Source organism: uncultured Phenylobacterium sp., assembly GCF_902826855.1.
Lineage (GTDB): Bacteria > Pseudomonadota > Alphaproteobacteria > Caulobacterales > Caulobacteraceae > Phenylobacterium.
The window spans coordinates 1-9,837 of the sequence record NZ_CADEGK010000174.1 but is presented as its reverse complement, the minus strand read 5'-3'; the positions used below and the strand labels follow the sequence as shown (position 1 = coordinate 9,837).

Sequence of the window (9,837 nt, the reverse complement as noted above, 5' to 3'; positions counted from 1 at the left end):
CTACCAGCTCCTCGGCGCGTCCAGCCCGGCTCAGGTGACCTTGTTCGCCACCGGCTCCGAGGTCGGCGTCGCCGTCGCCGCGCGCGATCTTCTGGAGGCCGATGGCATCGGCGCCCGGGTGGTCTCAGTCCCCTGCTTCGAGCTGTTCGCCGCCCAACCGGCCGACTACCAGGCCAGCGTCCTGGGCGAGACCGCCGTGCGTGTCGCGGTGGAGGCCGGCGTGCGCCAGGGTTGGGACCCGATCATCGGGACCGACGGCGGCTTCGTCGGGATGAGCGACTTCGGCGCCAGCGCCCCGTTCGAGAAGCTCTACGACCACTTCGGCATCACCCCCGCCGCCGTGGCCGCGGCGGCGAAGGCGCAGCTCTAAGGCGCCGCAGGCGTCTGTCGGACGCAAAGACCACCAAGAGCACAAAGGCCACGAAGAGCCTGGGCCGCCCTGGTGGTCTTCGTGTTCTTGGTGATCTTCGTGTCTAAAGCGGCGCTGAAGCGCGCAACCCTCCGCTCATCCCGCCTGCATCGTCTGCGCGATCGACACGACGATGAACTCCTCCGGCCTGGCCACCGCGACCCCGATCGTCACCCACAGCACCCCGCCGTCGACGTCGCCCTGGGTCATCGTGTCCCCCAGGCCGCAGCGCACGAAGAACGCCTCCTCCGGCTTCGTCCCCGCCAGGGCGCCCTGCTTCCAGATGTTCACCAGGAAGTTCTCGATCATCCCCCGAACGATCACCCAGGTGCGCGTGACGTTGGGTTCGAAGACCATCGCCTGCATGGCCAGCCGACAGCTCTCCTCCAGCATGATCAGCGTCCGGCGCACGGGCACATAGCGCCAGTCCTGGCTGTTCCCGTCCAGCGTCCGGGCGCCCCACACCAGCACGCCCTGCCCGGGAAAGGTGCGGATGGCGTTGACCGACTTGCCCGTCACCGTGACGTTCAGGTCGTCGCCCTGCGCCTGGTCGATCGCCACCGCCGTCTCGAAGACGCCCGGCAGGCCGACATTCGCCGGCGCCTTCCAGACGCCGCGCGCGCCATCGACGCTGGCGTAGATGCCGGCAATGGCGGCGCTGGGCGGCATCAGGTTCAGCATCCGCGCCGCGGCCGTCCTCAGGTGAGCCGCTTCCACCGACGAGATCAGCGGAAGGTCCACGCCCTCGAAGTCCGCCTGCGCGAGGTCGCCCGGCGCGACCGCGTTCGCATGGACCCACGGATAGTAGGCCGCGCCCCAGCCCAGGTGCTCGGGCCCGATCCCATCGCGAAACGCCGCCACCACATCGCCGCGCGGATCGTCGCGCGGGCGGTCGCCGTCGTAGACATCCAGGATCGCGAAGCGGCTGCGCATGATCGCCCCGCAGTGGGCCAGCATCTCGCGCTGCAGGGCGTAGCAGTCGGCCGCGACCGCCAGGCCCACGGCGTCCGGGATCACGAGCAGCGCCGGCTCGCGCTCGGCCTCCAGGGCCGTCAGGCCGCCCGCCAGCGCCGCGCGGTCGATCGCTCTGCCCTCGTAGCCGCCCACCGAGACGATCCAGCACGCGCCACCGCCGCTCTGGAAGAACTGCAGCATGGCCGTGTGCAATCGAAACGGCGGGCCCAGGGCCGTCACCCGGTCCGGCGCCTCGACCCGCACGCGCGGCCGCGGCGGGCCGCCGAAAAAGCGCTCGAATTCGGTCATCGAGCTGATCCGGAACGCCTGGCCCGCGAGCGGCGTCCCGTCGTTCGACGCCGTTTCGGTGTAGCCGACGAACGCCGCCACCGAGGTCTCGACCCCCATCACCGAATTGGGGAAGGCGCTCTGCTCTTCGACATAGACGCCGGGCGTCTTGTAGGTGGCCACCGCTACTGGCCCGGCTCGAGCCACGTGTTGAACTTCGGCGCCCGTTTCTCGCGGAAGGAGGCGCCGCCGTCGCGGGCGTCGGGGTGGTGGTCGGTCACGGCGGTGCGCACGGCGATGTCGTCCAGGGCCTGGGCGAAGGTGGATTCCGCCGCCACATAGAGCGAGCGCTTCAGCATGCGCATCGCTACCTGCGGCCCCTCGGCCAGTTCCGCCGCCAGCGCCATCGCCGCCGGGAGCAGCTCATCGGGCGCCACCACCTCGTTCAGCAGGCCCAAGGAGAGCGCCGTCTCGGCGTCCACGATCCGCTTGCGCAGGCAGAAGTCCAGCGCCCCCGCCAGGCCCAGGTGGCGCACCAGCAGCACATGGCCGCCTTCGTCCGGCAGCAGGGCGAAGCGCAAGGTCGCGCTCCCCAGCTTCGCCGCGGTCGAGCCGATGCGGAAGTCGCAGCTGAGCGCCAGCGACAGCCCCGTCTGGATCGCCGGCCCCCCGATCGCGGCGATCGTCAGCTTGTCCAGGTTGCGCACCGCCACGTTCAGCGCCTGCGAAAAGACCCGCAGCGCATTTTCGGTGCCGATCGCGGTGGAGTGCCCGCCGCCGATCTTCGCCACGCTGGCCGGCTCACCATGGTGATAGCCGCCCATGTGGTCCCCGGCGCAGAACGCACGCCCTTCGCCCGCGAACACGACCACGCGCACCGCGTCGTCCATCTGCGCGCGTGTAACCAGCTCGATCAGGTCGCGCTTCATCGCCTGGGTGAGCGCATTCAGCCTGGCCGGCGCGTCCAGGGTGACCACGAGCACGCCCCTGTCGTGCAGCTCGGCCCTCAGGTCCTCGCAGACCTCCATGTAGCGGGCGGGCGACGGTGCGGCTGGGGTCATGACCCGCCTCCTGGGCTGCTCCGACGCACCGTACCCTCAGGCCCGCGCCCCGCGCCATCCCCGGTCGGCAAGCCAACGCGCCGGCGTCGACGCTCCAGCGCTAGCCGACGCGGCTGTAGGCGAGCGCCCGTTCGGCGAGCGCCCGCTCGGCCACCGCCCGCTCGGCCACCGCCGGGCGACCCAACAGCTTCAGCACCGCCTCCACATAGGCCTCGATGTTGCGGCGCGCGGCCGGCACGCCGCTGACGCCATGTCCCTCCAGGGCCGCCAGTCCGCCGCCAACTTCGAACAGCGCCCGGAACGCCTCCTTCTCGATCAGCGGCGCGGGCAGGATCTCGATGTCCCGCGCCCGCAACTGCTCCACCACCGCCGCCAGGGAACGCGGCTTCAGCGCCGCCGGCACCCGCGACAGCAGGCAGCGGTGCAGGAGGTCGTTGCCTGCCCGCTTGCCGAACGAGGCGACCAGCTCCGAGGCCTTGATCGCTTCGATGGCGTCCATCTGCGAGCCGGTCAGCGGGGTGATCACCAGGTCGAACCGCAGCGCGGCGAACACCATCGCCCCGCGGACCGAGCCCTCGGTGTCGACGATCGTCCAGTCGGGGTCTCGGCGCCGCGCCTCATAGGCGGCGTCGCGGATGTCCTGCACGGTCGGCGCGGCATGCACGCTGATCGCATCCGGCCGCCCGCTGAGGCCACCCCAGCGCAACAGCGGCTTATTGGGATCGGAATCGATCAGGGCGACCCGCGCCCCGCGCTCCGCCAGGCCCAGCGCCAGCAGCAGCGCCGCCGTGGTCTTGCCGGCCCCGCCCTTGGGGCTGATGAAGGCGATGTTCGGCACGCGGCAATACCCCCCTTGTCATCGCGACGGACGCCGGTCCACCGACGATACATCCTCGAATCGATTCGGCGCCCGCCTACTTCACCAGCGCGTCATAGACCCATGCGCGGTTCTTGCGCTGGTACTCCATGGCCAGGCTCGGGGCCTGGATCATGAACATCACGAAGACGTCGTTCTTCGGGTCGACCCAGAATTCGGTGCCGGCGATGCCCCACCACGAAAAGGTCCCTGCCCCCGGCCGCTGCACCGTGTCGTCGTTGACCAGGCTGAACCCCAGGCCGAAGCCCATGCCGGGGCCGGGGAAGAACGTCCCCGCCCGGCGGATCTCCGCGGTCGTCTCGTCCTGCCGCATCCGCGCCAGCGTCGCCTTCTTCAGGATCCGCACGCCCTGGTACTCGCCGTCGCCGGCCAGCATCAGCACGAACCGCAGGTAGTCCTCGGTGGTCGACGACAGCCCGCCGCCCGCCGACAGCAACGGCGTCGGCTTGGTGTAGTCGTAGAACATCCCCGGCATGCCGCCCTGGCCCTCGGCGAACCGCGCCTTCTTCGACGCAGGCTGGAAGAAGGCCGTATCCGCCATGCCCAAGGGCCCAGTCACCTTCTCCTTCACCAGCACGTCGAGGGTCTTGCCGCCTGCGGCTTCCACCACCGCGCCCAGCACGTCGGTGGAGCGGCCGTAGTTCCATGCGGTGCCGGGCTCGGCGCGCAGCGGCAGCTTGGCGATGACCTTTGCGTATTCGCGGTTGGTCAGGTCGTCACGGTTCTCTCCGCCCGCGGCCCATGCCCTGGCGATTGGCGACGTCGGCTGGATGAAGCCGTAGATCAGCCCGGAGGTGTGGCTCATCAGGTGGCGCACCAGCATCGGCTGGGTCGCCGGCTTGGTGGTCCCGTCCGCCTGCCAGACGACCAGGTCCTTGTATTCCGGCAGGTACTTCGAAACCGGCGCGTCGACGTCCAGCTTGCCGTCTTCCACGAGGGTCATCGCCACCACGCTCACCAGCGGCTTGGTCATCGAGAAGATGCGGAAGATCGTCTCCTCGGTGACCGGCGCGGTTTGGCCCGGCCCCTGCACGCCGAATCCCTCCTGGAACGCCACCTTCCCGTGGCGGCCGACCAGCAGATAGGCGCCCGCGATCTTGCCACTCGCGACGTCGGCGTTCAGAGCCTGGCGCGCGATATCGAGCTTCGCCGGATCGAACCCCAGCTTCGCCGCGTCGCCCCGGGCGATCGACGAGGCCTTGGGGTCGGCGGTCTTCGCCAACGCCGGGGCGGCGCCAAGCGCCAGCCCCACCGCCAGCCCCGCCACCAGCATCGCCTGTCCTACCCGGGCCGTAAGCCTGGTCCGCATCTAGTCCCCCCGTGTCCCGCAACTGGCGCCCAGCTTCACCGTACCCTTCCTTCCACGGGGAAAGTAGGGATGCGCGGCACTTTTTTCGTCGCGGCCGCGGCGAATTCCCGTGACCCGGGCCTCAGGGTTGCCGCGGGCTCGACCACTCCGCAAGGACATCGGGATCGGCCTCCTCCGCGCCACGGGTCTCGCGCAGCGCGGCGAGGTCCTCGGTGGCCAAGAGCCGCGCCAGCGACCAGACGGCAGCGCCACGCACCATCGGCGAAGGATCGTCCAGCCGCCGCTCGGCCACGGCGGCGAGGGCGGGGTCACCGGAATTGCCGATCGCGTACAGCACGTTGCGCACGAACCGGTCGCGGCCGATGCGCTTAACCGGGCTCTTGGCGAACAGCGCCCGGAACGCTGCGTCATCCAGCCCGGCGAGGTCGGCGAGGGCGGGGGCCCTCAGGGCCTCGCGAGCGGCTAGCTTCTGTTCGCGGCCGGCCTGGGCGAACTTGTTCCAGGGGCAGACGGCCAGGCAGTCGTCGCAGCCGTAGATGCGGTTGCCCAGCGCCGGCCGGAACTCCCTCGGGATCGGTCCTTTCAGCTCGATGGTCAGGTAGGAGATGCAGCGCCGCGCATCCAGCTGGTAGGGCGCCGGGAAGGCGTTGGTCGGGCAGACGTCCAGGCAGGCCTGGCAGGACCCGCATGTGGTGGGCTCAGCCGCGTCTGGCGTCAGGTCCAGGGTGGTCAGTATCGAGCCCAGGAACAGCCAGGAGCCGAACGCGCGGCTTACCAGGTTGGTGTGCTTGCCCTGCCAGCCGATCCCCGCCCGCTCGGCCAGCGGCTTCTCGAGCAGCGGCGCGGTGTCGACGAACACCTTCAGCTCGCCGCCGAACCGGCCCTGCAGCCAGCGGGCCAGGGCCTTCAGCCGGATTTTGATCAGCTCGTGATAGTCGTCGCCCTGCGCATAGACGCTGATCGCGCCCTTGGCCGCCTGATCCAGGATCGCCCGGGGATCGCCGGCCGGACCGTAGTTGACGCCCAGTACGATCGCGGAGCGCGCGTCGGGCCACATGGCGCGGGGGTGGAGGCGGCGCTCCAGCGTCTCGGCCATCCAACTCATCTCACCGTGCCGGCCTGCCTCGACGAACTCGCCTAACCGCGCCGCCGCCGGCCAGGCCTCGTCGATATCGGTCACCCGGCAGAGGTCGAAGCCGAGGCTGAGCGCCTCGGCTCGGATCAGGTCTTCAACGGTCTCAGAAGTCGAGGTTGTCATAGTGGCCAGCGGGCGCGAGCCCCGGCCAGCGGTCCGTGAGCAGGGGACGGAAGCATGGCCGGGACTTCACCTTCATGTACCAGGTCTTCACCGCGGGGACGTCCCGCCACGCCACGTCGCCGAAGTAGTCGATCACCGACAGGTGGGCCGCCGCGGCGAAGTCCGCGAGTGACAGCCGCCTGCCCGCCAGCCATTCGCGCGCCTGCAGGAGGTCGTCCAGCATGAACAGGTGGACCTTCAGCGCGTCCTTGCCTTGCCGCAGGTTGGCGAGATCCGGCGCGCCCAGGCCCATCAGCCGCTTCTCGACCTTCTCGTGCAGCAGATAGCCGCCGGCCTCGAAGGCGAACTTGGTCTCGAACCAGGTCATCAGCCGCCGGGCCTCCGCCCGTTCCGCCGGTTCGCGGCCCAGGAGCGCGGGCTCCGGATAGGCTTCCTCAAGATGGTCGAGGATGGCGCGGCCTTCGCACAGCACGAGCGGCGGGCCCTCACCCTGGTTCTCCACCAGCACCGGGATCATCCCCGATGGGTTCAGCTTGGTGAGTTCCCGCGGCCGCTCCCAGTACTTCACCGAAACCTCGGCGAACGGCAGCCGCTTTTCCCCCAGCGCCAGGCGCACCTGGCGGGAGACGGGGTCCAGCGGGAAGTGGTGCAGGATGCGTTCGACGCTCATCGGACTTTTGCACTGCGAATCGGCGAAGGCTCACCTGAGCCCGCCGGTGTTAAGGGGTCGTTTACTGCGTTGGCGTGCGCGTTCTAGCGATTGGCTTCAGCGAATGCGCCGCCGTGCGGTTCCGCGCGGCCATGCGGATCGGCGTGGATGATGATGTCGGCGGCCGGGAAGGCTTCCAGAATGCGCTTCTCCGCCGCGACGATCGCCTCGTGCGCCCGCTCCAGGGTGACATCGGGGTCGAGGTCGACGTGCATCTGGATGTGAACATAGGGGCCGGAAGCGCGGGTGCGCAGTTGGTGGACGTTGGCCAGCCGGCCGTCCGCCGTTGCGAGCGCCACGATCTCGGCGCGCTCGGCGTCCGGCAGCTCACGGTCCATCAGTTGGTTCGACGCCTCGCTGAACACACCGACCGCGCCCCATAGCAAGAGGGCGGCGATTACCAGAGCGGCGGCCGCGTCGAGGCCGTGAATGCCCAGCCAGCCCGCCGCCGCAATCCCGATCATTGCGATCAGGTTCGAGGCGAGGTCCGAGGCATAGTGCGCCCGATCACCGCTGACGGCGACGGAGGAGGTCCGGCGCAGCACGCGCGTCTGGGCGGCGATCAGGAGGCCGGTGAGCAGGGTGGAGATGACCATCACAGCCACGGCCCAGCCTTCCGCTCGCAGCGGCGCCGGGTGCAGGAATGCCTCGATGGCCTCGCGCGCAACCAGGGCTGCCGAGGCGAACACCAGGCCCGCCTGCACCAGGCTGGCGAAAGCCTCGGCCTTGCCGTGCCCGAACCGATGCTCGGCGTCCGGCGGCGCGGCGGCGTAGCGCACGGCGTACGCGGTGGCGAGGGAGGCGATCAGGTCGAGGCCGGAGTCGGCCAGCGAGGCCAGCAGCGCCGTGGATCCCGACGCGACCCAGGCCGCCAACTTGATGGCCACCAGCACCGCCGCCACGGCGATCGACAGCAGCGTGACCCGTCGCGTCAGGACGGCGCTCTCGGCGGCGGCGAGGCGGGGAGAACTCATCGTGACGACCCCTACGCCTCCTTCAGCACCTCGGCCAGGAGCCGGCCCTCGGCGCGGCGGTTCGAGCCGGCGCGCCAGGCGACGACGATTTCGCGGGCGGGATGGTCGGCCTCGATGGGGCGGACGGCGACGTCGGCGGCCTCGGCCAGGCCGGCGTTCACCGCCATGCGCGGTAGGAACGTCACCCCCAGGCCGGAGCCCACCATCTGCACCAAGGTCGGCAGCGAGGTGGCGGTGAACGGCTCCTCGCCATTGCTGGTGCGCGGCGGGTTGAGGCGGCAGGCCGAAAGCGCGTGCTCGCGCAGGCAGTGGCCGTCCTCCAGCAGGATCAGGTTCTCCTGCTCCAGCGCCTCCGGCGTGGCGGACTTCAGCTTCGCCAGCGGGTGGTCGGCAGGCACGGCGGCCAGCAGCTCGTCGTCGGCGACATGCGCCCATTCCAGCCCGGCCATGTCGAACGGCAACGCGATCAGCGCCGCGTCCAGGCGGCCGGCCTTCAGCTGAGCGATCAGCCGCTGGGTCAGGTCCTCCCGCAGGAACAGCCTCAGCTTCGGGAAGCGGTCGCGCAGCAGCGGCAGCACGCCCGGCAGCAGGAACGGCGCGATGGTGGGGATCACGCCCAGGCGGAAGCGGCCGGTCAACGGTTGGCCGGCGTTCTTGGCCGCCTCGACCAGTTCCTCGGCCTCGTTGAGGATGATGGTCGCCCGGCGCAGCGCCTCCTCGCCCACCGGCGTCAGGATCACGCCGGAGCGGGCGCGGTCCACCACCGGGGCGCCCAGGGTGCGTTCCAACTCCTGGATGCCGGCCGACAGCGTCGGCTGGGTGACGTGGGCGGCGTCGGCGGCCTTGCCGAACGCGCCGTGCTCGGCGAGCAGCTTCAGGTACTGCAGTTGGCGGATGGTGGGGAGCATGACCCCTACATAGGGTCGCTCTATTCAAATCGCAAAAACTATCGATTGGAATTGTACCCCGCCGATCCCTATCTCCTCGTCATCGGCGGCCGCTCCCCCGGACCGCCAGTAAATTCAAGGAGATGAGTTACATGCTGGGTGTTGGCCAGACGCTGCCGGACTTCAAGATCGTGGGCGTGAAGCCCAAATTCATGCGTCACGAGGAGAACGGGCAGAGCGCCTTCGAGACCCTCACCAAGGCGAGCTTCCCGGGCCAGTGGAAGGTCATCTTCTTCTACCCGAAGGACTTCACCTTCGTCTGCCCGACGGAGATCGCCGAGTTCGCCCGCCTGAACCGCGACTTCGCCGACCGCGACGCCGTGGTCCTGGGAGGCTCGACCGACAACGAGCATTCCAAGCTGGGCTGGCGGCGCGAGCATCCGGACCTGCATGAGCTGGCGATCTGGAACTTTGCCGACAACGGCGGGGCGCTCGCCCGCGCGCTCGGCGTGCTGAACGAGGACGAAGGCGTCGCCCAGCGGGCCACCTTCATCGTCGATCCCGACAACGTCGTGCAGCACGTCTACGTCACCAACCTGAACGTCGGCCGCAACCCGGCCGACACCCTGCGGGTGCTGGACGCCCTGCAGACTGACGAGCTCTGCCCGTGCAACCGCTCGGTTGGCGGGGAGACCCTGAAGGCCGCGTAAGCACACACCGCGCGACCTCAGACTGTCCCGGGCGGCGCGCCCTCCTCCCCCACGCGCCGTCCGGGGCTTTTTCCAGATTTGCGGAGATACCCATGTCCCTAGACACCCTGCGCGACACCCTGCCCGCCTATGCCAAGGACATCAGCCTCAACCTCTCGAGCCTGGCGGCCGAGACGGTGCTGAGCGACCAGCAGAAGTGGGGCGCCTTCGTCGCGTCCGCCTATGCCCTCGGCCAGCCCGACGTCGTGCGCGCCGCGGAGGCCTCGGCGGTCGCCGCCGGCCTGTCCGCCGAAGCCCTGACCGCGGCCAAGGCCGCCGCCGCGATCATGGGCATGAACAACGTCTACGCCCACATTTCCCAAGTAAGGCGCTGATTTCGCTGTCCTGACCATTATATTTCC

General features: G+C 69.8%; 11 protein-coding genes. 3 read left to right on the top strand and 8 right to left on the bottom strand.

The features are described from left to right. The coding region (locus QZV94_RS19440) for a transketolase C-terminal domain-containing protein (RefSeq protein ID WP_293680632.1) at positions 1-370 on the top strand (370 nt) is incomplete at its 5' end. 135 nt (positions 371-505) lie between these two features. Here QZV94_RS19440 and QZV94_RS19435 read toward each other — a convergent pair. From QZV94_RS19435 to QZV94_RS19400, 8 genes are all read right to left on the bottom strand, one after another. Then, on the bottom strand, positions 506-1,834 hold the full coding sequence (locus QZV94_RS19435) for a phage tail sheath C-terminal domain-containing protein (protein WP_293680630.1): 1,329 nt from the start codon (positions 1,832-1,834) through the stop codon (positions 506-508). A gap of 2 nt (positions 1,835-1,836) precedes the next feature. Continuing rightward, positions 1,837-2,712: an enoyl-CoA hydratase/isomerase family protein gene (locus tag QZV94_RS19430; RefSeq protein ID WP_293680627.1), complete on the bottom strand. Its 876-nt coding sequence runs from the start codon at positions 2,710-2,712 to the stop codon at positions 1,837-1,839. 100 nt (positions 2,713-2,812) lie between these two features. After that, positions 2,813-3,550, bottom strand: a complete 738-nt coding sequence (locus QZV94_RS19425) for a ParA family protein (protein WP_293680624.1) — start codon at positions 3,548-3,550, stop codon at positions 2,813-2,815. A 76-nt stretch (positions 3,551-3,626) separates the two neighbouring features. Then, positions 3,627-4,898, bottom strand: a complete 1,272-nt coding sequence (locus QZV94_RS19420; RefSeq protein ID WP_293680621.1) for a serine hydrolase — start codon at positions 4,896-4,898, stop codon at positions 3,627-3,629. A gap of 121 nt (positions 4,899-5,019) precedes the next feature. Beyond that, positions 5,020-6,156 carry a tRNA epoxyqueuosine(34) reductase QueG gene (queG, locus tag QZV94_RS19415; protein ID WP_293680618.1) on the bottom strand — a complete coding sequence of 379 codons (1,137 nt, stop codon included), beginning with the start codon at positions 6,154-6,156 and terminating at the stop codon, positions 5,020-5,022. Then, complete coding sequence (locus QZV94_RS19410) at positions 6,137-6,826, bottom strand: glutathione S-transferase family protein (RefSeq protein WP_293680615.1); 690 nt, start codon at positions 6,824-6,826, stop codon at positions 6,137-6,139. The genes queG and QZV94_RS19410 overlap by 20 nt, the downstream gene beginning before the upstream one ends. A gap of 83 nt (positions 6,827-6,909) precedes the next feature. Then, a complete protein-coding gene (locus tag QZV94_RS19405; RefSeq protein ID WP_293680612.1) occupies positions 6,910-7,839 on the bottom strand; it encodes a cation diffusion facilitator family transporter in 930 nt (309 codons plus the stop codon). A gap of 11 nt (positions 7,840-7,850) precedes the next feature. After that, positions 7,851-8,747 (bottom strand): hydrogen peroxide-inducible genes activator, encoded by an 897-nt coding sequence (locus tag QZV94_RS19400; RefSeq protein ID WP_293680609.1) that lies wholly within the window; start codon positions 8,745-8,747, stop codon positions 7,851-7,853. 122 nt (positions 8,748-8,869) lie between these two features. Between QZV94_RS19400 and QZV94_RS19395 the strand changes: the two genes are divergently transcribed. Together QZV94_RS19395 and QZV94_RS19390 are read left to right on the top strand one after the other, a co-directional pair. Continuing rightward, the gene (locus tag QZV94_RS19395) at positions 8,870-9,436 is read left to right on the top strand and encodes a peroxiredoxin (RefSeq protein ID WP_293680606.1); all 567 of its coding nucleotides are present in this window, start codon (positions 8,870-8,872) and stop codon (positions 9,434-9,436) included. A 92-nt stretch (positions 9,437-9,528) separates the two neighbouring features. Next, the gene (locus QZV94_RS19390) at positions 9,529-9,810 is read left to right on the top strand and encodes a hypothetical protein (RefSeq protein WP_293680604.1); all 282 of its coding nucleotides are present in this window, start codon (positions 9,529-9,531) and stop codon (positions 9,808-9,810) included. The last annotated feature ends 27 nt before the right edge of the window (positions 9,811-9,837 follow it).

What these genes read in the sequence shown, in the direction of transcription:
- QZV94_RS19430 (WP_293680627.1), bottom strand. Translation starts at nt 2,712, where the DNA reads ATGACCCCAGCCGCACCGTCGCCCGCCCGCTACATGGAGGTCTGCGAG.
- QZV94_RS19420 (WP_293680621.1), bottom strand. Translation starts at nt 4,898, where the DNA reads ATGCGGACCAGGCTTACGGCCCGGGTAGGACAGGCGATGCTGGTGGCG.
- queG (WP_293680618.1), bottom strand. Translation starts at nt 6,156, where the DNA reads ATGACAACCTCGACTTCTGAGACCGTTGAAGACCTGATCCGAGCCGAG.
- QZV94_RS19410 (WP_293680615.1), bottom strand. Translation starts at nt 6,826, where the DNA reads ATGAGCGTCGAACGCATCCTGCACCACTTCCCGCTGGACCCCGTCTCC.
- QZV94_RS19405 (WP_293680612.1), bottom strand. Translation starts at nt 7,839, where the DNA reads ATGAGTTCTCCCCGCCTCGCCGCCGCCGAGAGCGCCGTCCTGACGCGA.
- QZV94_RS19400 (WP_293680609.1), bottom strand. Translation starts at nt 8,747, where the DNA reads ATGCTCCCCACCATCCGCCAACTGCAGTACCTGAAGCTGCTCGCCGAG.
- QZV94_RS19395 (WP_293680606.1), top strand. Translation starts at nt 8,870, where the DNA reads ATGAGTTACATGCTGGGTGTTGGCCAGACGCTGCCGGACTTCAAGATC.
- QZV94_RS19390 (WP_293680604.1), top strand. Translation starts at nt 9,529, where the DNA reads ATGTCCCTAGACACCCTGCGCGACACCCTGCCCGCCTATGCCAAGGAC.